Raw genomic sequence first — 24753 nt, forward strand, 5'->3', positions numbered from 1 at the left:
GGAGGGGGCGCACATGACCCGGTGGACCAACTGGGCGGGCACGGCGTCCGCCTCGCCGCAGCACGTTCACCAGCCACGGAGCGCGGCGGAGATCGCGGCGACCGTCGCGAGCATTGCCGCGGCCGGCCGGACCGTGCGCGCCTGGGGCAGCGGCCACTCGTTCACCGCGATCGCCGTCGCCGACTCCGACGCGCTCGACCTGCGCGGCTGGACCGGCATCGAGCGCGCCGACCTCGAAACCGGCCACGTCACCGTCCGCGCGGGCACCACGATCAAGCAGCTCAACGCCGCGCTCGACACGCTCGGGCTGGCCATGACCAACCTCGGTGACATCGACGCGCAGACCATCGCCGGCGCGATCTCCACCGGCACGCACGGCACCGGCGCCCGGCTCGGCGGCATCGCCACCCAGATCGTCGCCCTCGAACTGGTCCTGGCGGACGGCTCGGTCGTCACCTGCTCGGCCGGCGAGCGCCCCGACCTCTTCGCCGCGGCCCGCGTCGGCCTCGGCGCGCTCGGCGTGATCACGACCGTCACCCTGCAGTGCGAGCCGTCGTTCGTGCTACGCGCGCAGGAACGGCCGGAGCCGCTGGAGCAGGTCCTCGAAGGCTTCGACGACTCCGCCGCGAACAACGAGCACTTCGAGTTCTACTGGTTCCCCTACGGCAAGAGCGCGCTGGTCAAGCGCAACAACCGGTGCGAGACGGCCGAGCCGCTGAGCAAGGTCCGCGAGTTCGTCGACTACCAGGTCATGGAGAACGTCGCGTTCGGCGGCCTCTGCCGGACGGGCCGGCTGATGCCGCGGCTCGTGCCGTCGCTCAACAGCTTCGCGTCGAACATGCTCTCGGCGCGTGAGTACAGCGACCTCTCGCACCGCGTCTTCGTCACCGCCCGGAACGTCCGGTTCACCGAGACCGAGTACGCGGTTCCACGTGAATCACTGCACGACGTCCTCACCGAGCTGCGCGCCCTGGTGCCCAAGCTGAAGGACCCGGTGATGTTCCCGGTCGAGGTCCGCGTCGCGGCCGCCGACGACATCTGGCTCTCGACCGCGCAGGGCCGCGACTCGGCCTACATCGCGATCCACCAGTTCACCGGCATGCCGTACCGCGAGTACTTCAGCGCGTTCGAGAAGATCGCCGGCGCGGTCGGCGGCCGCCCGCACTGGGGCAAGATGCACGACCTCGACGCCGGCGTCCTCCGCTCGCGTTACCCACACTTCGACGACTTCCTGCGCGTGCGCAAGGAAACCGACCCGAGCGGCGTGTTCACCAACACGTACCTGGACCGGGTGCTCGGGCCCGTCGGCTAGAAGAGCGCCGACACCGATTCGCCGTTGTGGATCCGGCGGATCGCCTCGGCCAGGGCCGGCGCGATCGAGAGGATCTTCAGCTTCTCGGTGCGTTCCTCTTCGGGCACCGGGACGGTGTTGGTGCAGACGATCTCCAGCACCTCCGGCCGGTCACCGATGCGCTCGATGGCCTTCGCCGCGAACAGGCCGTGGGTGCAGGCGACGCGGATCGACCGCGGCTTCAGCTCGGCCAGCCTGTCGAGCAGTTCGAGGACCGTGCTGCCCTTGGCGATCTCGTCGTCGAGCACGATCACGTCGCGGCCGGTGACCTCGCCGATCACCGAGGTGATCTGGACGCGGTCGTCGGGGAACCGCTCCTTCGCACCGGCCGCGACCTGGACGCCGAGGAGCCGCGCGAAGTGCGACGCCTCCTTCGCGTTGCCCAGGTCGGGCGAGACGACGGTGGTGCGCGAGAGGTCGTACTGCCGGAAGTGCTTGGCCAGCTCCTGCAGCGCGTGCAGGTGGTCGACCGGGACGCTGAAGAAGCCGTGCACCTGCGGCGAGTGCAGCGTCATCGCGAGCACGCGGCTCGCGCCGGCCGTCACCAGCAGGTCGGCGACCAGGCGGCCGCCGATCGAGATGCGCGGAGCGTCCTTCTTGTCCGAGCGCGCGTACGAGTAGTGCGGCATCACCGCGGTGATCCGCGACGCCGACGCGCCGCGGGCGGCGTCGAGCATCAGCAGCAGCTCGACGAGGTGTTCCTGCACCGGCTTCACCAGCGGCTGGATGATGAAGACGTCCCGCTCGCGGCAGTTCGCCTGCAGCTGGACCTCGAGGCAGTCGTTCGCGAAGCGCTGGATCTCGACGGGCCGCAGCGGCACGCCGAGATTGCTGCAGATCTCTTCGGCCAGCTCCGGGTGCGCGCTTCCGCTGAAGACGGCGATTTCCCTCGATGCCTCGTTCACAGCGCCGAGATCGCCGCGTCGATCGCCGTCTCGCCGGCGATCAGTTCCAGTGTCCGGCGCGTGGACGCGGGGGTGTCGAGCAGCGCGAGGAGCACCGCGGCGACGTCGTCACGCGGGATCGGGCCGCGACCGGTCTTGTCGGCCAGCAGGACCTGGCCGGTGCCGGGGTCGTCGGTCAGCGCGCCGGGCCGCAGGATCGTCCAATCGAGGTCGCGGGCCTTGAGGTCGTCTTCGGCCGCGCGCTTGGCGCGCAGGTAGACGCGGAAGTCCTCGGTGGCGTCGGGGTTCTCCGGGTTGTCGGCACCCATGGAGCCGACCTGGATGTGGCGCCGCACGCCGGCCTGCACGGCCGCGTCGGCGAACAGGGCCGCGGCACCACGGTCCACAGTGTCCTTACGGGCGGATCCGCTGCCCGGCCCGGCGCCCGCTGCGAATACCGCGGCGTCGGCGCCCTTCAGCACCTCGGCGACGGTGTCCACATCGGAGCTCTCCAGGTCGAGCACGACGGCTTGGGCGCCGGCGGCTTCGAGGTCCGCCGTGTGGGCGGGATTCCGGATGATCCCGACCCCTTCGTCACCGCGCGCGGCGAGCAGCCGCTCGAACCGCAACGCGATCTGACCGTGTCCACCAGCAATGACGACTCGCATGCCACCGACCCTAGTAGGGATCGATCAAGGCCGTCAGTCGAGCTCGGCGGGGACTTCGGCGGTGCGCAGCAGGTGGTCGTAGACGACCTCGTTCACCAGCCGGGAAACCGGGTCCTCCGCCAGCACGACGCGCTCGGTGCGACCCTCGAGGTCGAGGTCGACGACCGCGTTCGGGTCGGCCGAGACGATCGCGAGGCCGTACGCGCGGGCCCGCGGCAGGCAGTTGCCGACGTAGTCCTCGGTCAGCACGGCCGGCGACGGCAGCACCATCGCGGCCTCGCCGTAGCGGGCGAACGGAACCGCGGAGGCCATCGCGGTGCGCCAGTGGCGCGCGACGGCCAGGACGCCGATGATCTCGGCGGCCGGGGCGGGGGCGGTTCCGGCCAGCTCCGGCCAGGTCCAGGTGTCGACAGTGGCCCGATCGGCCACCGGGCCGGCACCCATCGCGATGCGCTCGGCGTGCACGTCGGTGCGAAGCTTGGCGACGACGCAGACCTTGCGGCCCAGGATCGTGATCTCGGGGAGGACGACGCCGTTCCAGCCCAGCTGGGCGGCGGCGGTGCGGGCGAGTTCGTCGACGCTCGCGGGGAGCTCGATCGGCGGCACCACTCGGCTCGGCATCGACCGGCTGCGCTTCGCGCCACCGGCGACCGTCGAGCGCTCGGTGTTCTGAGGTGTAGCCGCCACGAGTCCGCCTCCTTCAAACCTGCACTGCTTCGTGACCGGGGAAAACCGGCACCTCACTTGTCTAACAGCGCGGCGGCGCGGCGTCGCCGGGTAGCGCGAGTGGCTGCGATCGGCGGCGGCCAGCGGTCGATGACCGGTCGGTAGGCGGTCATGGGACTTCGGTCGAACGGTGCGGCCAACCGAGTGATCGCGGGGTGAGTGGCACTACGGTCCGCCCGCGAACGATTACCCAGGGCGCGAATCCGGACTTGTGGATCACTCCGGCCCGACTAGCCCGTTCGGCGCAACCCGGGAAGAATCCACAGTGGACGCAGGCCGCTGAGCTGCGGTTGTCCGCCGTCACCCACATGGCGGTGAGCTGCACCGCAGCGCTCACGCGCGCCCGCGACTAAAGTTACCGACCAGTCACTTAGTCGTCGCCGTGGAGGACCGATGCGCTCCCCGAAGGACTTCTTCGCCCCGCTCGCCCTGGGCGCGCCCGCCCCCGTGCGGGAGATCCCGGTGACGCCGTCCCGGATGATCCACTTCTTCGACCCGAGCAACGAGAAGATGGCGGCCAAGGCGCCGGACATCGCCAAGAAAGTCGACGTCCTCCTGGGAAACCTCGAGGACGCCGTGCGCGCCGACCGCAAGGAGGCCGCGCGCGCCGGGCTCGTCGCCATCGCCAAGGCCAACGACTTCGGGAAGACGCAGCTGTGGACCCGGGTCAACAGCCTGGACTCGCCGTGGGTGCTCGACGACCTGGTGACGCTCGTCACCGAGATCGGCGACAAGCTCGACGTGATCATGGTGCCGAAGGTCGAGGGTGCGCAGGACATCCACTACGTCGACCGGCTGCTGGCCCAGCTCGAAGCCCGCGCCGGCCTGACGAAGCCGTTGCTGGTGCACGCGATCCTCGAGACGGCGAGCGGCGTGGCCAATGTGGAGGAGATCGCCGGCGCGAGCCCGCGGATGCAGGGCATCTCGCTCGGCCCGGCCGACCTGGCCGCGAGCCGCCGGATGAAGACCACCCGCGTCGGCGGCGGCCACCCCGGCTACCTGGTGCGCACCGACCCGACCGGCGACGACCTGACCGCAGGCCGGACGACCTACCAGCAGGACCTCTGGCACTACACGGTGGCGCGGATGGTCGACGCCTGCGCGATGCACGGGATCCTGCCGTACTACGGGCCGTTCGGGGACATCCGCGACGTCGTCGCGTGCGAGGACCAGTTCCGGAACGCGTTCCTGCTGGGTTGTGTGGGCGCGTGGAGCCTGCACCCCGTGCAGATCGACATCGCGAAGAAGGTGTTCTCGCCCGCGCCGTCCGATGTGGCCTGGGCGCGCAAGGTGATCGCCGAGATGGGCGACGGCACCGGCGCGGTGATGATCGACGGGAAGATGCAGGACGACGCGTCGGTGAAGCAGTGCCGCGTGGTCGCCGAACTGGCCGACGCCCTCGCGGCGGACGACCCCGAGCTCGCGGCCGCCTACGACGCCGCCACCAAGGAGGTCCTCGGATGACCGAGCTGAAGCCGAGACGTTCTGTTCTCTACATGCCCGGCGCCAACGAGCGCGCGCTGGAGAAGGCCAAGACCATCCCGGCCGACGCGCTGATCCTCGACCTCGAGGACGCCGTCGCGCCGGACGCCAAGGAGGCCGCCCGCGAACGCGTCTGCGCGGCCGCGTCGTCGGGCGACTACGGCGACCGCGAGGTGACGATCCGCGTCAACGGCCTCGACACCGAGTGGCACGACGCCGACCTGCGCGCGGCCGCGTCGGCCGGCCCGGCCGCGGTGGTCGTGCCGAAGGTGAACTCGGCGGCCGAGGTGCACAACATCGAGCGCGCGCTGGAGCTGGGCGGTGCCCCGGACCACACGAAGATCTGGGCGATGGTCGAGACGCCGGTCGCGATGCTGCACGCCGAGGAGATCGCGGCGGCGTCCGAGCGGCTGACCGTGCTGGTGATGGGCACGAACGACCTCGCCAAGGAACTGCACGCGGAGTTCGTCCCGGGCCGCGGCCCGCTGCTGGGCGGGCTTTCGCTGTGCCTGCTGGCCGCGCGCGCGACCGGCAAGGTGATCCTCGACGGCGTCTACAACGACGTGAAGGACCTTTCCGGGTTCGAAGAGGAGTGCGTCCAGGGCCGCCAGTACGGCTTCGACGGCAAGACGCTCATCCACCCCGGCCAGGTCGAGCCGTGCAACCGGATCTTCGCGCCGTCCGAAGAGGAGATCGACCGGTCGCGCCGGATCATCGAGGCGTTCGAGAAGGCCGGCAGCGGCGTGGTCACTGTGGACGGCCGGATGATCGAGAACCTGCACGTCGACAACGCGCGCCGGGTGCTCGCGCTGGCCGAGGCGGTCAAGGCCTGACGCCGGTGGCCGGGCTACCCCACTGCCCGGCCACCGGACGGTTCACTGCGGCAGGCTGTTCGTCCACTCGGCACCGACCGTGATGGTTTCCGTGTCCTTGGTGCCGCTCATCACCGCGCCGTCCGGAGTCACGTACATCGATGTCCGGTTCACCCGGCCGGTCGCCGGGTCGACGACGAGCCGCTCGTTCCCCGGCAGCAGCAGGCCTTGGCCGCCCGGGACCGCGCCGAGCGCGCGCACCCCCGGGTACGCGGCGATCGCCCGGAACGCCGCAGCGCGGACCGCCGGGGGCGCCGGCAGGGTGGACACCAGCGAAACCAGGGCCTGGGGCAGCAGCTCCTGCCGCTCGCTCGAGCTCATGGGGCCCGCACTCGTCCGGACTTCGCTGCGCTCCAGCGCGTTCGAGATCCAGTCCCGCAACGCCGCCGGTTCGGTGGGCAACGCCAGGAGCTGGTCGAGGGTCACCTCGACGACGCTCAGATGGAAGGGCGAGTCCACAACCAGCCGGATGACCCGGCCCCCGGTCTTCGCGCCGCGGAACCACTGGTGGCCCTCGGCCGTGGTCCAGTACTCGTAGGTCTCCGACTCGGCGATCTTGAGGTGCCAGTACTTGCCCGTGCCCGCCGGTGCCTTCGCGGCCACCGTGGCCGCTGCGAGCAGGACCTCCTGGCCGGTGACGGCGACCGGCGCCGCGGCCTGCGGGGCCGGCGTCGGGGTCTGGGCCGGGGTTCCGGGCACGGTCGTCACCACGACGGCGGCCGCGGCCGCGACGGCGACCAGGCCGGTGCCGATCGCGAGCGGGCGGACGTGCCGGCGACGGCGGCCGGTGAGCATGTGGTTCTGCAGCCGGTGCCGGCTGCGGTCGACGACGTCCTGAGTGGGCTCGTCGGGGGTCAGTGCCGCGCGCAGCGTCTGCAGGTCATTCATCACGGGCCTCCTGGGCGAGAACGGGGGTGAGCTTCTTGCGGGCACGCGTCAGCCGGGAGCCGACCGTGCCCGGGGAGATACCGAGGGCCTGGGCGACTTCCGCGTAGCCGAGGTCGGCGAGAGCAACCAAGAGCAGGACGTCACGCTCACCCGAGGACAACCGCGACAACGCTTTTCCCAGTCGACCGGCGTCGAGGACGCGGTTTTCGTGGCCCTCGGCAGGCTGGGGCGACTCGAGCCGCGTGAGGGCCCGGTAGTGCCGGGCCTCCTTGCGGCGGTGCCGGGACACGAGGTTCGTCGCGATGCCGAACAGCCAGGCCCGCAGGTCGCCGCGGGTGGCGTCGAACGTCGTCCGGCGGTCGAAGGCGACGAGGAACGTCTCGGCGGCGACGTCCTCCGCCGCCTGGGCGCCGAGCCGGCCGGCGACGTACCGGTAGATGGCCGCGAAGTGCCGGTCGTGCACCTCGGTGAACAGCTCGGTGCCGAGCACCGGGGCCGCCGTCATGGGGCTGCCTCTGTCATGCGGATCCTTCCCGTCGGCGACAGCTTCACCACCACTTCGCCGCGGGCCCGGATCTTCTTCCCTCGTTCTTTAACCCACCGGCCAAGGCCGCTGCGGCGGGCGGACGCGCTCGTACGCCGCAGCGGCGCGCAGGACGCCGACGTCGTCGAAGCGGCGGCCGCTGATCTGGAGGCCGATCGGCCGGCCGTCGTCGGTGTACCCGCAGTTCAGGGACACCGCGGGCTGGCCGGACATGTTGTACGGCACCGTGAAGCCGATGTGCTCGAACGGCCGGGCCGGGTCGTTCGTCGGGGACGCCCATTCCGCGGGCGGCGCCGCGACTGGGCAGGTCGGCGACAGGACGACGTCGAACCCCGAAGTCGCGCGGAGGGTCGCGACGCTGATCGCGTCGATCTGGGCGAAGCCGCGGTAGACGTCCACTCCGGACAGATCCGCGCCGCCCGCCGCCCACTCCGCGATGTAGGGCAGCACCTTCGCGCGCCGGTCGAGCGGCAGCCCGGACATGTCCGACCAGGCGCGGGTGCGCCAGAAGACGTCCAGGCCGTCGAGCATGCTCCGGTCCAGGAACGGCGCGACCGGCTCGACGATCGCGCCCGCGGCTTCGAAGGCCCGGGCCGCCGCGGCGACGGCGTCACGCGTGGCCGGGTCCACCGGGAGGCCGGGGCCGGACTCGAGCTGCAGCCCGACGCGCAGGCCGTCGAGCGTGCCGTCGAGCGACGACCACTCCAGGTCGGCCGGTGGCAGGCTCAGGTGGTCACGCGGGTCGGGCGCGGACAGCACGCTCATCAGCAACGCCGTGTCGGCGACCGTGCGGGTCAGCGGGCCGGCGACGCGGCCGAGGAACGGCGGGTCGACCGGTACCCGGCCGAAGCTCGGCTTCAGCCCGACCAGGCCGCACCAGCCCGCGGGCAGCCGGATCGAGCCGCCGATGTCGGTGCCGACGTGCAGCGGGCCGTACCCGGCGGCGCCCGCGGCGCCGGCGCCCGCACTCGACCCGCCCGGCGACGCCGACGGCTGCCACGGGTTGCGCGCGGTGGTGTGGAAGCTCGACAGGCCGGACGTCAGCATCCCGTAGTCCGGCATGGTCGTCTTGGCCAGCAGGACGCCGCCGGACTCGCGGACGCGCGCCGCCGCCGGGGCGTCTTCGGCCGCCGGGACGAGCGCGGTCGCCGCGGTGCCCAGCGGGACCGGGGTGCCGCGGGTCGCGATGTTTTCCTTGAGCGTCAACGGGACGCCGTCGATCGGGCCCAGCGGTTCGCCCGCGTGCCACCGCGCTTCGGCCGCCTTCGCGTCGGCACGCGCGCTCGACGGGTCGTACGCGTACAACGCGTGCAGCTCGGGCTCCCGCGCGTCGATGCGTTCGAGGACGGCTTCGGTCACCTCGACCGGCGAGAGCGTCTTCGCGCGGTACTGCGCGACGAGTTCGACGGCGGTCAGGTCGGGCAGCTCGGTCATGAGCCCTCCTTCACGAAGCGGGCGGTTCGAAGCGGCCGTCGACGGCGGTCCAGCCACCGTCCACCGCCAGCACCGAACCGGTGACGAACGTCGACGCGTCCGAAGCGAGGTAGACGACGGCGCCGGCGAGCTCGTCGGGACGCGCCCAGCGGCCCAGCGCGCCCTTCCGCGCGTAGGCGTCGTACCACTCCGGATTCGCCTTGATCTGCGCGGTCAGCGGGGTCTCGACGACGCCGGGGGCGATCGCGTTGACCCGGACGCCGGCCGGGCCGAACTCCGCGGCGGCCGTCCGGAACAGCTGGACGAGCCCGGCTTTTGTTGCCGCGTAAGGGCCCTGACCAGGCTCGACGGTCGTGCCGCGGATCGACGAGAAGCCGATGATGCTCCCCCGCCCGCGCGCGACCATGTCGGCGCCGAACGCGCGGACGACCTCGAACGTCACGCCGAGGTTGAGCGCGAGGACGCGATCGAACTCGTCGCGGGTGTAATCGAGCAGGCGTTTGCGGACGTTGGTCGCGGCGGTCAGCACAACGACGTCGAGCGGCCCGAGGTCGGACGCCGCGCGGTCGACGGCACCCGGTTTTAGGAGGTCGATCTCGTAAGCCTCGCCGACGCCGGTTTCGCGGGCCGCTGCGATGTCGCGGTCCGCGACCACGACGTCGGCGCCGTGCGCGGACAGGGCTCGCGCGGCTTCGCGGCCGATCCCGCTGCCGCCGCCGAGCACGACGGCACGCCGTCCGTCCAGCCGGAACAGGTTGTCGTAGTTCACGGTCGCAGCACCGCCATCCTCGTCACGGTCAGCTCTTCGACGGCGAAGCGCGGGCCCTCGCGGCCGATGCCGGAGTCCTTCACACCGCCGTACGGCATGGTGTCCGAGCGGAACCCGGGCACTTCGTTGACGACCACGCCGCCGACGTCCAGCTCGTCCAGCGCCCGGAAAGCCGTGCGCAGGGACGCGCTGTAGACGCTGGCGTGGAGGCCGTAGCGCGACGCGTTGACCGCGGCGAAGGCTTCGTCCACATCGGACACCGTGCGCACGCAGACGACCGGGCCGAAGATCTCCTCGTCCCAGGCTTCGACGCCGTCCGGGACGTCGAGCAGGACGGTCGGGCGCAGCACCGTGCCCTCGATGCCACCGCCGACCTGGCGGGCACCGGACTTCTCGATCCACGCGGCGACGCGGTCGGTGGACGCGGGGTCGATCAAGGCCGAGACGCGGGTCTTCTCGTCGCGCGGATCGCCGACGACGACCTCGTCGAGCCGGGCCAGCAGCCGTTCGGTGAACTCCTCGGCGACCGACGCGACGACCAGCACGCGCTGCACCGAGATGCAGGCCTGGCCAGAGGCGTAGAAGCCACCGCGCAGGACGGCGTCCGCGGCCGCGTCGAGGTCCGCGTCTTCCGCGACGACCAGCGCCGCGTTCGAACCCAGCTCCAGCAACGTCTTGGTGGGCGCCGCGTCGCGGGCGATGCGGTGGCCGACGGCGGCCGATCCGGTGAACGACACCGCGCCGATCCGACGATCGGTCGTCAACGCGGCGCCGACGGACGCGTCCCCGGTGACCAGCTGGACCATGGCGGCGAGAGGGGCCGTCGAACGCACGAGGTGGACCAGCCACAGCGTCGCGAGAGGCGTCTGCGGCGCGGGCTTGATGATCACCGGGCAGCCCGCGGCGATCGCGGGGGCGATCTTGTGCGACGCGAGCAGCAGCGGGTAGTTGAAGCCCGCGATGCCGACGACCACGCCGATCGGCTTGCGTTTCCAGAACCCGACCAGCCCGTCGCCCGAAGGCAGGAGATCCAGCGGGACGGTCTCGCCGTGCAGCCGTGACACCTCTTCGGCGGCGGCTTCCCACGTGACGATCGTGCGGGCGACCTCGACGCGGCAGTCGACCAGGGGCTTGCCGGTCTCCAGCACGAGCAGGTTCTCGAACTCCTCGCGGCGTTCGGCCAAGGCCGCGGCGACGTCGTTCAACAAAGAACGGCGAGTCCGCGAAGGCAGCGAGGCCACTTCGCGCGCGACGGCGACAGCCTCGTCGACCGCCCGAGTGGCCAGCTCAGGCGTCCCCACGGGGGCGGTCCCGATGACGCTCCCGTCGTACGGGAACACGACGTCCGATGTGTCCACAGTGGACGTCCAGCCCGCGCCGATCGGCAGGCCGTCCGGGTAGTCAGGCATCGTCGCCTCCGCTCAACCGGGCCAGTTCCGCGCGCAGGTTCGGCGCGGCGGCCAGGAGTTCCCGGGTGTACTCGTGCTGCGGCGCGTCGTAGACCTGCTCGACGTCGCCGAGTTCGACGATCTCGCCGCGGCGCATCACCGCGACGCGGTCGCAGACGTGCCGGACGACGCCGAGGTCGTGCGACACGAAGATCAGCGTCAACGCGAACTGCTCGACGAGCGAGGCGAGCAGGTCGAGGATCTGGCCGCGCACGGAGACGTCGAGGGCGCTGACGGGCTCGTCCGCGATGAGCACGCTGGGGTTCGGCGCGAGCGCACGCGCGATCGAGATCCGCTGGCGCTGGCCGCCGGAGAACTGGTGCGGGTACCGCCCGGCGGCGTCCTCGGGCAACCCGACGGCGGCGAGCAACTCCGCGACCCGGTCCGGTTCGCGGTGGCCGAGCGGCTCGGAAATGATGTCGCGCACACGCATCCGCGGGTCGAGCGAACCCATCGGGTCCTGGAAGACGATCTGCAGTTCGGACCGCAGGAAGCCGAGTTTGCGTTCCGGTAGGTCGTCGATGCGCCGGCCCCGGAACGAGACCGTGCCCGCGGTCGGCTTGTCGAGCGCGGCCAGCAGCCGGACCAGCGTGGACTTGCCCGAGCCGGATTCGCCGACGATGCCGAACCGCTGGCCGGCCTCGACGTCGAAGCTGACGCCGCGCAGCGCGTGGACGTCCCGGCGGGCGTACCGGCGTTCCAGGTCGCAGACTTCGATGATCATCGGCGCGCCTCCAGGTCCGACGCGTCCAGGAGCTTGCGGGTGTACTCGTGCTTCGGCGACGTCAGCACTTCGCGCGTCGAGCCCGCTTCGACGATCTCACCGTCGAGCATCACCAGCACGCGCTCGCACACCGACGCCACCACCGCGAGGTCGTGGGTGATGAACAGAAGGGCACTTTCACGTGAAAGTGACGCCTTGATGAGCGCGAGGATCTGGGCCTGGACGGTGACGTCGAGGGCGGTCGTCGGCTCGTCGCAGATCAGCAGTGACGGCTCGTTGGCCAGCGCCATCGCGAGCACGACGCGTTGCCGCTGGCCGCCGGACAGCTGGTGCGGGTACGCGCGAGCCGTGTCCGGCAGGCCGACGGCGGCGAGCAACTCCTCGGCGCGGTGACGACGGCCGTGGATCCGGCCGGGCTCGGTGACCTGACGGCCGACGCGCATGGCCGGGTTCAACGCCGTCATCGGCTCCTGGAACACCATCGCCAGCTCGTCGCCGCGCAGCCGCGAAAGGTCCTTTTCGGACATTCCCAGCAGCTCGCGGTCGCCGAGGCGCACCGAGCCGGACGCGTGCAGCTCGTCGGGCAGCAGGCCCATGATCGCCAGCGCCGTCAACGACTTCCCGGAGCCGGACTCGCCGATCAGCCCGACGCGCTCACCGGCGCCGATGTCGAACGAGACGTCCCGGACCAGCGCGTTCACGCTGAGCCCCGTGACCGAGAGAGTCATACGCGGGCCGCCAATCGGGGGTCGAGGCGGTCGCGCAGGCCGTCGCCGAGGAGGTTGAACCCGAGGACGGCGACGGCGATCGCGATGCCCGGCACCAGCGCCAGCCGCGGCTGGACCGTCAGCAACTCTTGGGACTCCTGCAGCATCCGGCCCCACGACGGCGTAGGCGGCCGGGTGCCGAACCCGAGGAACGACAGCGCCGCCTCCGCCAGCACGGCGATCGCGAACGACACCGACGCCTGCACGATCAGCAGGCCGGAGATGTTCGGCAGCACGTGCCGCACCGCGATGGTGAGGCGCGACCGGCCGCCGGCGCGGGCGGCGAGCACGAACTCGGTGCTCATCACCTGCAGCGTGCCGGACCGGGCGATCCGCGCGAACGACGGGATCGTGGCGATGCCGATGGCGACCATCGCCGTCAGCGTGTCGGCGCCGAACACCGCGCCGAACATGATCGCCAGCAGCAACGCGGGAAACGCGAGCACGAGGTCGTTGACCCGCATGACGAATTCGCCGAGCCACCGCGGTGACATCCCGGCGAGGATCCCGAGCGGCGTGCCGATCACCGCGGCGATGCCGACCGCGACCACGCCGACGTACAGCGTCGTCCGCGCGCCGACCATGAGCTGGCTGAGCAGGTCACGCCCGAACTTGTCCGTGCCGAAGAGGTTCTCTCCCCCGAAGCCGAGCAGCCGGTGGGCCGCGTCGACCTTCACCGGGTCGAACGGCGTCCAGAAGAACGACAGCACGGCGGCCAGGACAACCAGGCCGACCAGTACCCCGCCGATCACAAGATTGCGCATCACGAACCTCGCAATCGCGGGTCGAGCACGGTGTAGAGGACGTCGACGACGAAGTTGACCAGCAGCACGCCGACCACCAGCACGAGCACGATCCCCTGCACGGTCAGCAGGTCCCGCGACGCGACCGCGTCCAGCAGCATCGAGCCCAGCCCCGGCAGCACGAACACGCGCTCGACGACGACCGCACCGATCAGCAGTGTCGCGAGCTGCAGGCCCAGCACGGTGACGACCGGGACGGACGCGTTGCGCAGGCCGTGCCGCACCAGCGCCTGTCCGGGACGCAGGCCCTTGGACCGCGCGGTACGCAGGTAATCCTGGCCGAGCGTGTCCAGCACGGCCGTGCGCACATAACGCGTGAGCACCGCGCCCTGCACCAACCCGAGGGACAGAGCGGGCAGGACGAGCCCGCGGAGGAACTCGCCCGCGTCCTGGTCCGGCGGCGTCCACCCACCGGACGGCAGCCAGCGCAGCTGCACCGCGAAGATCTGCACCAGGATGATCCCGGCGAGGAACGCGGGGATCGCGACGCCGATCTGCGACAGCCCGGAAACGCCCGCGCCGGCCGCCTTCCGGTGCTTCACCGCGGCGAACGTGCCCGCGGGGATGGCGATCACCAGCGCCACCAGCATCCCGGCGCCGACCAGCCAGAGCGTGACGCCGAGGCGGTCGAGCAGCTGCGGGCCGATGGTGTCGCGCGTGACGTACGAGCGGCCGAAGTCGCCGTGCAGCACGCCGCCGATCCAGTCGAAGTACTGCGTGACCAGTGGCCGGTCGATGCCGAACTCGGCGCGGGTCTTGGCGAGCAGCTCCGGCGTCGCGTTGACGCCGAGCGCGACCTGCGCCGGATCGCCCGGCAGGACGGCCATGAAGAGGAACACGACGATCGACGCGACCAGCACGCTGACCACGAAGATCGCCACCCGGCGCAGCACCTTGGCGGTCATCGCGGCGCCAGCCCGGTCAGGTCGAACGACTCGCTGACCTGGTTCGCCGCGAACCCGCCGACCTTGGCCTTCGCCACGATCACGTTGGGGAACAGGAAGAGCCAGTCCGCGGCGGCGTCCGTGTTGAGCTGCTTGGCCACGAGTTTCATGTCCGCGACCTGCTGCTCCGGCGTCCCGCTGTCGGCTTCGGCGAGCAGCTGCTGGACGCGCTTGTTGTCGTAGCCCCAGTAGTACGTCGGCTTGCCGAACGTCGTGATGTCACGCGCCTCGACGTGCTGGATGATCGACAGGTCGTAGTCGTGGTCGGTGAAGACCTGCTTCAGCCAGACGGCCGGGAAGTCGAGCGGCTCGATGGTCGTCCGGACGCCGACGTCGGCCAGCTGCGACTGGACGACCTGCGCGGCCGACACGGCGTACGGCAGGTTCGGGATCCGCATGCGCAGGTTCAGGTTCGTCGCGCCGGCCTCGCTCAGCAGCGCCTTCGCCTTCCCGGGATCGAACGGGTGGACGTTCGCCAGGTCCTCGTACCAGGGGTCGGTCGGCGGGACCATGCTGCCGATCAACGTGCCGCGCCCGGCCCACGCCGTGTCCAGCAACGCCTTCCGGTCGATCGCGTACGTCAGCGCCTGGCGGACGCGCGGGTCGGTCAGCGGCGCGCGCTTGTTGTTGAACGCCAGCGTGACCTCGCTGTTCGACGTGCCCTGCACCACCTGGAACCGGTCGTCGGCCTGGAACTGCGGGATCGAGTCGGGCGCGGTGATCGCGGAGATGACGTCGATGCCGTTGCTGTACAGCGCGTTGTTCAGCGCGGTCGGGTCCTTGATGTACTTCAGTACAACTGTCCGATACGCCGGTTCCCGGCCCCAGTACGCGGGATTCGCCTTGAGCACGACGGAGTCGCCGCGCTTGCGGGCCGCCACGACGTACGGCCCGGTGCCGATCGGCTTGTTCGCCAGGTCGGCGACACCGGTCGGGCTGAACATCGCGCCGAGCCGGCTCGTGAGGCTGAACAGCCAGCCGTTCGACGGCTTCGACAGCACCACCCGCGCGTGGTCCGGCGCCACGACGTCGACGTGGTCGACGACGTCCATTGTGGACTTGATCGAGATCGTCCAGTCGGTCTTCACGCGCAGCAGCGAGAACTTGACGTCCTCGGCGGTGAACGGCGCGCCGTTGCTGAACTCGACCCCTTGCCGCAGCTGGAAGTCGTAGGTCTTCCGGTCCGGGCTGATGGTCCACGACTTCGCGAGCAACGGCACCACGCGACCCTGCGAGTCGAGCTTAACCAGGCCTTCGTAGACGTTGTAGAGCAACGCCTGCGGGATCGCGGCACCGTCGGTCTTGGTGAAGTCGAAGTTGGCCGGCTCCGCCGTGAACCCGACGGAAAGCGTTTCCGGACCAGCGGAAACGCTCGCCGACGAGCCGGCCGAGCAGCCGGACACCACGAGCAGCAGCGCCGCCGCCAGCACGTGAATCCGGGCTTTCATCTGGCCTCCAGGTAGGTACACTGGTCTGACCAGTAGCCTGCACGCGACGGACGTCGAGGTCAAGGATGCGGTTCGAACCGGTGGCCCCGGTCCGCGCGTACGAGCGGGTCGTCGAGCAGATCGAGCAGGCCGTGGTCAGCGGGGCGCTCAAACCGGGAGAACGCCTGCCCAGCGAGCGCGAGCTGATGATCCAGTTCGGCGTCGGGCGCTCGACGATCCGGGAAGCCCTGCGGGTTTTGCAGGCCGCCGAAATGATCCGTTCGCGGCCCGGCGATCCGCGCGGGCCCGAGGTGCTGGCCGCGTCCCCGGTGGCGTTGCACCGCTCGATGCACCGGCTCGCGCGCGCCGACCACGTCGGGCTCGCCGAGCTGTTGCAGTTCCGGATGATCCTCGACGGCTCGGCGCACCTGCTCGCCGCGGAGCTGCGCACCGACGACGACCTGACCGGCCTGGCCGAAGCCCTCGACGCGATGCGCGAAGGCGTCTCACGCGGGTACGCCGAGTTCAGCCGCGCGGACGTCGCGTTCCACGAAGTCATCGCGCGGAGCTCGCGGAACCCGTTGCTGGTGGTCAGCGAGGAAGTCGTCCGCGGGGTCGTGCTGGAGCTGATCGAGGACAAGCTGGAGCACGCCAGCAACCGGACGTCGCTGATGCGCACCTGGCTCGCGCACCACGCCGAGGTCCTCGACGCGGTCCGCGCGGCCGACGGCGCCGGCGCGTCACAGCTGGCCAAACAGGCGTTGTACGACAACTACGCCGAATACGTCCCGGCCGGGCAACGCCCGCTGCTGACCCCCTTGCTGCGGTAATACACTCGGCCGGGTGGATTCCACGGAACGCAGCGGCGTCGGCTTGGCCCTGTCCGGCGGCGGCTACCGCGCGATGCTCTTCCACACCGGCGCGCTCTGGCGCCTCAACGAACTCGGCTGGCTGCCGAAGCTGACCACCGTCTCCAGCGTGTCCGGCGGCTCGATCGCGGCCGGCGTCCTGGCCCACGCGTGGCACCAGCTGTCCTTCGGCGACGACGGCATCGCGGACAACTTCGGCAAGTTCGTCGTGGAGCCGATCCGGAAGCTGGCTCGGACGAACCTCGACGTCCCGGTGACGCTCAAGGCGATGTTCATCCCGTGGCGCAGTGCGGGCGAAGAACTCGCGCGCGTCTACGCGAAGCACCTCTTCGACGACTTCCGCCTCGACCAGCTCGACCCGTCGGGCCCGCACTTCGTGTTCACCGCGACCAGCCTGCAAGACGGCTCGCTGTGGTGGTTCTTCCGGCAGGACGGGCCGCACGGGCAGATCCCGCTGGCCACCGCCGTCGCCGCGTCGTCGGCGTTCCCGCCACTGCTCTCGCCGGTCGTGATCCCCGACCCGAACCAGGCGGACCGCAAGATCGTGCTCAGCGACGCGGGTGTGTACGACAACCTCGGCCTGGACCCGATCGAGAACCAGCGCGCGGTCGTCCTGGTCAGCGACGCCGGCAAGAAGATGCTGCACGAGGACAACCCGAAGCGGAACTGGCCGATGCAGCTGCTGCGCGTGCTGACCGTGATGGACAACCAGGTCCGCGAGCTGCGCACCGGCACGCTGCTGAAGTCGTACCAGGACAAGACGTACGCCGGGACGTACTGGGCGACCTACAGCGACATCGAGCACTTCGAGCTGCCGGACGCGCTGCCCGCGCCGGTCGAGCAGACCCACGCGCTGGCCGTGACGAGCACCCGGCTGACGCGCACGTCGGAGCGACTGCAGGACCAGCTGATCAACTGGGGCTACGCCGCCTGCGACGCGGGCATGCGCAAGTGGGTCGACCCGTCGGCGGTCGCGCCGAAGTCGTTCCCGTACAAGGGATCAGGCGTTGGCTAGGTTCGCGTAGACGACGATGTTGTCCTCGTAGCTGTGCGCGGCGTGGTCGAACACCCCGCCGCACGTGATCAGCCGCAGTTCCGGCTTGTCGCTGTTGCCGTACACCGCGTCCTTCGGGAACGTGTCCTTCGGGACCTGCGTGACGTGGTCCACGACGAACTTCAGCTTCTTGCCGTCGCTGCGGTCGACGTCCACCTCGTCGCCGGGCGCGAGGTCCTTGAGCTTGTAGAAGATGCCGGGCTTCTTGTCGCCGTCGACGTGGCCGAGCACGATCGCCGGGCCGACGTCGCCGGGCACCGGCGAGAGCTTGTACCAAGCCGCCTGCATCGGCGTGTGCACCGACGGGACCGAGATCGAGCCGTCGGTCTTGACGGCGACCGCGAGCAGGCTGGACTCCGCGCCGATCTTGGGGATCTTCACCGACGTCGGGCGCAGGCCCTTGAACGGCGCGGTCACCGGGACCGACGACGGCACCGGCGCGGGTGCCGCTTTCGGCGGCTCGCCGGAGCCGCAAGCGGCCAGCGTCAGCGCGAGGGCGAACGCGGCGACCGCCGCGCCCGCCCGGCGGACGGTCACCAGGCCGTGCCGCCGAAGCCCGTCTCGACCCCGCCGTGGGGCGTGACCTTGACCTGGGCCTTCGGTGCGGCGTTGCCGGGGGTGCTGGTGGTGGTCGACGTGCTCGGCCCGCTCGACGTCGTGATCGGCGCGGTGCTCGACGGCGCGCTGGTCGTGGTGCCGCTGGTCGTCGTCGGCGCGCTGGTCGTGGTGCTGGTCTCCGGCGGCGGCGCCTGCTCGAAGTCGACGACGCCTTCGCCGTCGACGCCGGCGCAGGTCCAGCTGAACTTGCCGGTGGTCGTGCCCGGGGGCAGGCCGTTGACGCGCACGGAGTAGTTCCAGGTCCGGCCGTCGGACTCGTCCTGGTCCGGGCCGCCGGTGACGTCCAGGTACTGGGTCGCCACGTTCCCGGGCGCGCCCGCCGCGCAGTTGATGACCAGGACGCCTTCGCCGCCGACGCCGACGAAGCCGTGGCCGGTGTTGTCCTGGTAGCCGTCCGAGGGCGGCCCGGCCGTCGTGGTCGTGGTCTCCGGCGTCGTCGTCTTGGTGACGTCGGTCGTCGACGGCTCCGAGGTGGTCCCGGTGGTCGTGACCGGGCTCGACGACGTCGTCTCGGAGGTCGACGGGACCGTCGTCGTCGTGGTCGTCTCCGAGGTGGAGGTGGTCGTCTCCGTGGTCGACGGCGCGGTCGTCGTCTCGTCCGTCTGCGCGAATGCGGCCGGTGCGGCGGCGAAGGTGATCAGCGCGCCCGCGGAAACGATCCCCGCGACTCGGTTCAGCGTTCTACCCACGGTCAGACTCCCAACGGCATTGAACTGCGATGCCGCGACTATCGACGATTCCGCCGTTGGTGTTACTCCGCGAGGGCGATGGACAAATCGCGCCAGAGGTCTTCCGGATCTTCGAGGCCGACGCTGAACCGGACCAAACCGGCGGGCACCCGTTCCTCACCCGGCAGCCACGCCCGCCGCTCCACCAGGCTTTCGACGCCGCCGAGGCTGGTCGCGGGCCGGATCAGCCGGACCGTCGAGCAGAGCTTGTCCGCGGCCTCGGCGCCGGCCAGCTCGAACGCGACCATCATCCCGAAACCCGGGTAGCGCACCCGCGTCACCGCGGGGTGCTCGCGGAGGCGCTCGACGAGCAGCGCGGCGGTCCGGGACTGCTCGGCGAGCCGCACCGGCATGGTCCGCAGCCCCCGCAGCGCGAGCCAGGCTTCGAGGGCGCCCGGCGTCGACCCGACGCGGGTCCGCGCGCCGCGCAGCTCGTCGGCCACCGCCGGGTCCTTGGCCACGGTGATCCCCAGCAGCAGGTCACTGTGCCCGCCGATGAGCTTGGTCGCGCTGTGCACGACGACGTCGGCGCCGAGTTCGAGCGGCCGCTGCTGCAACGGCGTGGCGAAGGTGTTGTCGACGACGACCCGGCCCCGCGCGGCGGCGGCGATGGTCTCGATCTCCATGACGTCGAGCGTCGGGTTGGTCGGCGACTCGAGCCAGACCAGGTCGGACGTCGCCGCCTCGGCCACCCAGGCGGCCGTGTCGGTCGGCTCGAGCTCGGTGACGGCGAGCTTGCCGAGCTTCTGCGCGTGGGCGAGCACCCCGCGCGTCACGGCGTAGCTGAACGTCGGGACGACCACCCGCGACCCGACCGGCAGCAGGTCCAGGACCGCCGACAGGGTGGCGACGCCGGACGCGAACGCCGTCGCGTAGCCGCCTTCGAGCGCCCCGATGGTCTCCTCGAGCGCGTGCCAGGTCGGCGTGCCGTCGCCGCGCGCGTAGACGAAATCGCCACCGGCCTGGTACGTGCTGGTGGCGACGAGCGGGGTGTTCAGCGGCTCACCGGGACCGTGCGGCCGGCCGGCGGCGATGGCCTTGGTGCGGGGCGTCCAGTCGTCCATGTGATCACCGTAACCGCAGGTCATCTCCCCGGTCACTGTGACGAAGACGGCCGGCCCGCCCGCGCGTCCGCGGGCGAGCCGACCTGGTCTCAGTGGGCGTAGACCTCGAACTCGTAGAGCGAGTAGCCGTACTTCGTGCCGCGCTGGACGCCCTGCAGCTTCACGAACCGGGCCTGCGTCGGCGCGAAGGACACGTTGTCCTGCCCGCCGTTGCCGTCCGTGACGACCGCCGAGTCCGTCCAGTGCACGGCGTCCGGCGAGGTCTGGATCTTGTAACCCTTGCCGTACGCCGATTCCCAGCTGAGCTGCACCCGCGAGACCGGCTGCACCGACCCGAGGTCGACGGTGATCGCCTGGTCGTCGCTCCAGTCGCTGGCCCAGCGGGTCGAGGCGTTCCCGTCGATCGCGTTCGACGCCGGCGAGGGGTAGAAGCCGGTTTCGGCGCTGGTGGCGCTGACCGTCTTCCCCGGCGCGAGGTTGGCGATGTTGTCGCCGCGGTGCGCGGTGTACTCGACGACCTGCTGGAACGTCGGGCGGTTCTGCCAGCTGATCTTGTCCTGCGTGATGCCGCCCAGCGCGTTGTGCACGATGGTGTCGGCACACCACTGGTCGCCCGCGGCGCAGCTCGCGTCACCGGGGTAGACGGTGTTCGCGGCCTGGCCCGCGGCGGTGGTCAGCGAGTCGACGAGCGCCTGGCGGCACGTGGTGACGTTGCCGCCGCCGCAGAACGTGCTGCCGAGCGGGCCGGCCACCGGCTGGCCGAGCACCTGCCGGATGTCCTTGCTGACGTACCCCCACCAGCCGAACTGGAACGACGAGCCCTTGTGCGGCTGGCCGGTGTGCTGGCCGTTGCCGTTCTGGAAACCGGACGGGCTCTCGTTGATGCCCAGCACGCCCGTCATCGCGTTGTAGGCGTTGTCGCCCATGCCCGGCTTGAACTCGGCCTGGACCAGCAGCGGCCACCACGCGTCGAAGATCCGGATCGCGTCGGCGTCGGCGTACGCCTTGCTGCCAGGCGTGGTTTCCGTCCGCTGGTGGCCGTTGGCCATCCACGCCTTCAGCTTCGCCTCGGCATCGGCGGCCGCACCGGTGGTCGGCGTCTTGTCGAGCACCTGCAGCAGCAGTGGCAGGACGCGCTCGGCACGCAGGTCGGCCAGCGCGGCGTCCTCCATCGCCTGGGTCAGGTTGAGCCGGGTGACCTTGGTGCCGGTGAGGATCATCGTCTTGACGCGCGTGTCGAGCAGGTCGACGCGGTGCACGGCGGACTTGTCGGCGCCGGCGGCCGCGTAGCCGTTGGCCTGCGCGTTGTTCCAGCTGACGTAGTAGTCCTGGTTGACCGACTGCGGGTGCTGCGACGCCGGGGTGTAGGTCGCGACGTTGCCCGCCGGGTTCCAGCCGGTCCAGTCGTGCCCCTGGTCACCCCACACCGGCATGTTCGGGTCCACATTGGACTGCCGGGCCGGGTTGGCGCCGGAGTTGAAGTACGCGACGTCCTTCGAGTCGGCGTAGAACCAGTTGAACGTGAAGTTGATGTCGGCCGCGGCCTTCTGGAAGTCCGCCGCGGACTTGACGTAGCCCGGGTCGTTCAGCTCCTGGAAGCCGATCAGCGAGTCGGCCTCGTGGAAGAGCGAGGACCGCAGCTGCGCGTACGCCACGGGCTTGCCGCCGACCGTCGCCCGGCTGAGCACCGGGCCGTACTTCGTGCGGTAGCTGCGCAACGTGTACGAGCCGGCCGCGGTGCCGTCGGCCACCGTCGGGTTCCAGGAGTTCTTGACCTCCACGGTGTCCATCGGGAGGCACTGGCCCTTGTAGGTGTAGTAGTTCGAGTCCTTCGTCGGCGCCTTGCCGCTCGGGTCGCACAGGTTCAGCGCGTAGGTGTCGATGATGTCCTGCGCCGACGTCGTCGCGCTCCACGAGTAGTCCTGGCCGCGGCCCAGCAGCACGTACATGCTCAGCCCGGCGAAGGCCGCGCCGCGGGCGCTGATGCCCGGGCCCTGCAGTTCCTGCAGCATGAGCAGCTGTGGCGCGAAGTACCCGGTCTGCGGGCCGAAGACGGCGACCGGGTGGCCGCTGGCGGTCTTCGAGCCGGACACGACCAGCGCGTTCGACATGCCGTGCTTGTCGGTCAGCATGTCGCCCGGCAGCACGCCGTTGTCGAACATCCCGCGGGCGGGCTCCTGCGCGGCCGGCGCCGGGACGTCCACAGTGGACGGAGTCGCGGTCGACGCCGAGCCGGTCTGGTCGAACACCAGCTGCTGCGGGGTCACCGAACCCTTGTCCGGCAGGGCCTGGCCGACGGCGTTGGCCGGGGTCTTGCCGTACGGGAACGTCTGCCCGTCGTGCAGCGTCTTGACGGCCTCGGGGTCGTCCTCGGACCGCAGGCTCTGCCACACCTTCTCGCCCTGCACGGCGCCGTACTGCTCCTGCAGCGCCAGCTTCGCGACGGCGTTCTGCACCTCGCCGCCACCGCCGGCGCCGAACTCGGCGCCGACCAGCGAGGCGAGCGCGACCAGGTCGGTCAGCTTGAACGGGTCGATGGTGCCGGCGTTGGTGATCGCGTCGACGTGCCCGGTGAGCACGTACTCGCCCGGGAAGTAGCGGCCGCTGTGGGAGTCGGAGATGTACTTGTTGATGCCGTCGACGTACGCCTGCGCGTCGGCGAGACCCTGCGCGCCGCGCGGGCCCTTCGCGGCGACGTTGTCGATCTGCTGCTGCAGCTCGGCTTCGGTGTAGGGCGCGTTCGCGAAGAAGCTCTGCTCCAGCTCCCGGTTGGCCGCGGCGCCGCCGGCGAACGACGTCACCTGGCCGCGGGCGGCGTGGCGCAGGACGTCCATCAGCCACAGCCGGTCCTGCCCGGCCGCGTACCCGGCGCCGAACTCGGTGCCGGCGCGGGTGGTGCCGGTGATGTGCGGGACGCCGAGTGCCTTGTCCCGCACGATCGTCACGTCGGAGCGCGGCTGGGTCGTGCTGGCGACCTGGTCGGCGGCGACGCCGAACGACGAGTCGTTGAAGTACTGGTTGATCGTCCCGGTGGTCAGCGTCTGGTAGCCGCCGGCCAGCGAGGAGTACTTGCCGAGCTGGTCGGCCGCGTGCGCCGGGCGGGTGCCGAGCACCTTGTGCGCCAGGATGTCCGCGAGGGTGGCGTTGCCGTTCTCACCGGGCGGCAGGATGTCGCTGCACTGCCCGCCGCAGTAGTCGTTGGGTGCCGCGGCCGCCTCGGCGGCCGGAGCGGTGACAGCGACCTGGGTGAGCCCGGCGACCAAGCCCGCCAAAGCCGTCAAGGTCAGGGTACGGATGCCGCGTCGCATCAGGGCTCCCTCGCAGGTCAAGGAGAGTGACGAAGCGCACGCTACCGAGCAGTAGCACACATGTGAAGAGTTTTCGCGTTTTTCAGCCCTTGGGCGTAGTCCGAACGGCGCAGCCTCGCGCGCGTGGGTACGGTGGCTGCCATGACCTTGGAAAAGCCCCAGATCGACCGCCCGGACGGCACCCCGCCGGCCGACCTCGAGATCACCGACATCACCGTCGGCGACGGCGTCGAGGCCACGCCCGGCAAGTCCGTCACCGTGCACTACGTCGGTGTCGCGCACTCGACCGGCGAAGAGTTCGACGCCTCTTGGAACCGCAACGAGCCCCTGCGCTTCGGCCTCGGCGCCGGCCAGGTCATCTCCGGCTGGGACCAGGGTGTCGCGGGGATGAAGATCGGCGGCCGGCGCAAGCTCGTCATCCCGCCGCACCTCGGCTACGGCGACCGCGGCGCGGGCGGCGTCATCAAGCCCGGCGAGACCCTCATCTTCGTCGTCGACCTGGTCGGCGTGAACTGATTCCCCCGGCGGTGGCGGGACTTCCCGCCACCGCCGCACCGGGTTTCGCTACCCTCGCCCCCATCGCCGGCCGGAAGCCGGCCCAACCAGGGGGTTGAGAATGCGCATCCGCGCTTTGCTTTCCGCAGGTCTGTTCGCGCTAGCCGCGGCCGTCGTCACCGCGGCGCCGGCATCGGCCGTGGCCAACGGCGCCGACGTCCCGCAGGGAACGTTCAAGTTCGCCGCGAAGCTGACCATGACGGACATCCCGCGCACCGACGGCACGAAGTACAACAGCGCGTGCTCGGGTTCGCTGATCGCCAAGAAGTGGATCGTCACCGCCGGCCACTGCTTCCACGACGCGGCCCGCAACCCGGTCTCCGGCCCGGTCCCGTACCCGACGTCGGTGCTGCTGGGCACCACCACCGTCGACAAGCCGGGGATCACGCGCAACGTCGTGACGGTGTACCAGTCACCGAGCAACGACATCGCGATCGCCGAGCTCGACAAGCCCGTCTTCGGCATCGAGCCGCTTTCGGTCAGCCACAAGGCGCCGGTCGTGGGCCAGAAGGTCGTGCTCGCCGGCTGGGGCAGCCTGACGTCGGTCGACCCGACGCCGGGCACGAAGCTGCAGCAGGGCCTGATGAAGGTCGCGACGGTCGACCCGCTCTACACCGGCGTGACGGGCTTCGCCCCGACGTCGACGACGAGCGCGTGCACCTACGACTCGGGCGCCCCGTACTTCGTGCCGACGGGCAAGAGCGGCGGCCGCCTGGTCTCCATCGAGAGCGACGGCCCGGACTGCCCCCACGACCAGGCCGAGACCACCGCGCGCGTCGACGTCGTCGCGGACTGGATCGCCTCGCACATCGGCTGATTCCCGGCA

General features: G+C 70.9%; 24 protein-coding genes. 7 read left to right on the forward strand and 17 right to left on the reverse strand.

Annotation, left to right across the window (positions count from 1 at the left end):
• Positions 1–13: 13 nt before the first annotated feature.
• Positions 14–1312, forward strand: a complete 1299-nt coding sequence (locus tag OG570_RS10815) for a D-arabinono-1,4-lactone oxidase (RefSeq protein WP_326956415.1) — start codon at positions 14–16, stop codon at positions 1310–1312.
• Here OG570_RS10815 and OG570_RS10820 read toward each other — a convergent pair.
• From OG570_RS10820 to OG570_RS10830, 3 genes are read right to left on the reverse strand one after another with little or no spacing between them, the layout of a single operon-like run.
• Entirely contained in the window at positions 1309–2256 is a 948-nt protein-coding gene (locus OG570_RS10820) for a ribose-phosphate diphosphokinase (RefSeq protein WP_247059737.1), read from the reverse strand. The genes OG570_RS10815 and OG570_RS10820 overlap by 4 nt on opposite strands.
• The gene (locus OG570_RS10825) at positions 2253–2903 is read right to left on the reverse strand and encodes an NAD(P)H-binding protein (protein ID WP_326956416.1); all 651 of its coding nucleotides are present in this window, start codon (positions 2901–2903) and stop codon (positions 2253–2255) included. The genes OG570_RS10820 and OG570_RS10825 overlap by 4 nt, the downstream gene beginning before the upstream one ends.
• A 33-nt stretch (positions 2904–2936) precedes the next feature.
• Positions 2937–3590 carry a hypothetical protein gene (locus tag OG570_RS10830; protein WP_247059735.1) on the reverse strand — a complete coding sequence of 218 codons (654 nt, stop codon included), beginning with the start codon at positions 3588–3590 and terminating at the stop codon, positions 2937–2939.
• Between the two features lie 432 nt (positions 3591–4022).
• Between OG570_RS10830 and OG570_RS10835 the strand changes: the two genes are divergently transcribed.
• Both OG570_RS10835 and OG570_RS10840 read left to right on the forward strand, forming a co-directional pair.
• Entirely contained in the window at positions 4023–5093 is a 1071-nt protein-coding gene (locus OG570_RS10835; RefSeq protein ID WP_326956417.1) for an HpcH/HpaI aldolase/citrate lyase family protein, read from the forward strand.
• The gene (locus OG570_RS10840; RefSeq protein ID WP_326956418.1) at positions 5090–5944 is read left to right on the forward strand and encodes an HpcH/HpaI aldolase/citrate lyase family protein; all 855 of its coding nucleotides are present in this window, start codon (positions 5090–5092) and stop codon (positions 5942–5944) included. The genes OG570_RS10835 and OG570_RS10840 overlap by 4 nt, the downstream gene beginning before the upstream one ends.
• Before the next feature lie 42 nt (positions 5945–5986).
• On the opposite strand, the gene OG570_RS10845 is transcribed toward OG570_RS10840, so the two are convergent.
• The 10 genes from OG570_RS10845 to OG570_RS10890 form a co-directional block, all read right to left on the reverse strand.
• Positions 5987–6871 carry a CU044_5270 family protein gene (locus OG570_RS10845; protein ID WP_326956419.1) on the reverse strand — a complete coding sequence of 295 codons (885 nt, stop codon included), beginning with the start codon at positions 6869–6871 and terminating at the stop codon, positions 5987–5989.
• On the reverse strand, positions 6864–7376 hold the full coding sequence (locus OG570_RS10850) for an RNA polymerase sigma factor (protein ID WP_326956420.1): 513 nt from the start codon (positions 7374–7376) through the stop codon (positions 6864–6866). The genes OG570_RS10845 and OG570_RS10850 overlap by 8 nt, the downstream gene beginning before the upstream one ends.
• Before the next feature lie 87 nt (positions 7377–7463).
• Positions 7464–8849, reverse strand: a complete 1386-nt coding sequence (locus OG570_RS10855) for an amidase (RefSeq protein WP_326945487.1) — start codon at positions 8847–8849, stop codon at positions 7464–7466.
• Between the two features lie 10 nt (positions 8850–8859).
• Positions 8860–9618 carry an SDR family NAD(P)-dependent oxidoreductase gene (locus OG570_RS10860; protein WP_326956421.1) on the reverse strand — a complete coding sequence of 253 codons (759 nt, stop codon included), beginning with the start codon at positions 9616–9618 and terminating at the stop codon, positions 8860–8862.
• A complete protein-coding gene (locus OG570_RS10865) occupies positions 9615–11027 on the reverse strand; it encodes an aldehyde dehydrogenase family protein (protein ID WP_326956422.1) in 1413 nt (470 codons plus the stop codon). The genes OG570_RS10860 and OG570_RS10865 overlap by 4 nt, the downstream gene beginning before the upstream one ends.
• A complete protein-coding gene (locus tag OG570_RS10870) occupies positions 11020–11790 on the reverse strand; it encodes an ABC transporter ATP-binding protein (protein ID WP_326956423.1) in 771 nt (256 codons plus the stop codon). The genes OG570_RS10865 and OG570_RS10870 overlap by 8 nt, the downstream gene beginning before the upstream one ends.
• A complete protein-coding gene (locus OG570_RS10875) occupies positions 11787–12518 on the reverse strand; it encodes an ABC transporter ATP-binding protein (RefSeq protein WP_326956424.1) in 732 nt (243 codons plus the stop codon). The genes OG570_RS10870 and OG570_RS10875 overlap by 4 nt, the downstream gene beginning before the upstream one ends.
• Entirely contained in the window at positions 12515–13321 is an 807-nt protein-coding gene (locus tag OG570_RS10880) for an ABC transporter permease (protein ID WP_326945481.1), read from the reverse strand. Before OG570_RS10880 ends, OG570_RS10875 begins: the two co-directional genes overlap by 4 nt.
• Positions 13321–14265 carry an ABC transporter permease gene (locus OG570_RS10885; protein ID WP_326945480.1) on the reverse strand — a complete coding sequence of 315 codons (945 nt, stop codon included), beginning with the start codon at positions 14263–14265 and terminating at the stop codon, positions 13321–13323. Before OG570_RS10885 ends, OG570_RS10880 begins: the two co-directional genes overlap by 1 nt.
• A complete protein-coding gene (locus tag OG570_RS10890; protein WP_326956425.1) occupies positions 14262–15752 on the reverse strand; it encodes an ABC transporter substrate-binding protein in 1491 nt (496 codons plus the stop codon). The genes OG570_RS10885 and OG570_RS10890 overlap by 4 nt, the downstream gene beginning before the upstream one ends.
• Positions 15753–15817: 65 nt before the next feature.
• Here OG570_RS10890 and OG570_RS10895 point away from each other — a divergent pair, with 65 nt between their 5' ends.
• The gene (locus tag OG570_RS10895) at positions 15818–16561 is read left to right on the forward strand and encodes a FadR/GntR family transcriptional regulator (protein ID WP_326945478.1); all 744 of its coding nucleotides are present in this window, start codon (positions 15818–15820) and stop codon (positions 16559–16561) included.
• Positions 16562–16574: 13 nt separating this feature from the next.
• Positions 16575–17615, forward strand: coding sequence for a patatin-like phospholipase family protein (locus tag OG570_RS10900; RefSeq protein WP_326945477.1), 1041 nt, complete (start codon positions 16575–16577; stop codon positions 17613–17615).
• Here OG570_RS10900 and OG570_RS10905 read toward each other — a convergent pair.
• The 4 genes from OG570_RS10905 to OG570_RS10920 all read right to left on the reverse strand — a co-directional run bounded on the left by OG570_RS10905 (position 17601) and on the right by OG570_RS10920 (position 23372).
• Positions 17601–18191, reverse strand: coding sequence for a class F sortase (locus OG570_RS10905; RefSeq protein ID WP_326956426.1), 591 nt, complete (start codon positions 18189–18191; stop codon positions 17601–17603). The two genes, OG570_RS10900 and OG570_RS10905, sit on opposite strands and share 15 nt — an antisense overlap.
• Positions 18188–18961, reverse strand: coding sequence for a hypothetical protein (locus OG570_RS10910; protein WP_326956427.1), 774 nt, complete (start codon positions 18959–18961; stop codon positions 18188–18190). The genes OG570_RS10905 and OG570_RS10910 overlap by 4 nt, the downstream gene beginning before the upstream one ends.
• A 62-nt stretch (positions 18962–19023) precedes the next feature.
• Positions 19024–20064, reverse strand: coding sequence for a trans-sulfuration enzyme family protein (locus OG570_RS10915; protein ID WP_326956428.1), 1041 nt, complete (start codon positions 20062–20064; stop codon positions 19024–19026).
• Positions 20065–20153: 89 nt separating this feature from the next.
• On the reverse strand, positions 20154–23372 hold the full coding sequence (locus tag OG570_RS10920) for a penicillin acylase family protein (RefSeq protein WP_326945473.1): 3219 nt from the start codon (positions 23370–23372) through the stop codon (positions 20154–20156).
• Between the two features lie 141 nt (positions 23373–23513).
• On the opposite strand from OG570_RS10920, the gene OG570_RS10925 reads away from it, so the two are divergent.
• Positions 23514–23888, forward strand: coding sequence for an FKBP-type peptidyl-prolyl cis-trans isomerase (locus OG570_RS10925; protein WP_247059714.1), 375 nt, complete (start codon positions 23514–23516; stop codon positions 23886–23888).
• A 100-nt stretch (positions 23889–23988) separates the two neighbouring features.
• Positions 23989–24744 (forward strand): S1 family peptidase, encoded by a 756-nt coding sequence (locus OG570_RS10930; protein WP_326956429.1) that lies wholly within the window; start codon positions 23989–23991, stop codon positions 24742–24744.
• Positions 24745–24753 lie beyond the last annotated feature (9 nt).

The organism is Amycolatopsis sp. NBC_01286 (assembly GCF_035982555.1).
In the GTDB taxonomy this organism is placed as follows: domain Bacteria; phylum Actinomycetota; class Actinomycetes; order Mycobacteriales; family Pseudonocardiaceae; genus Amycolatopsis.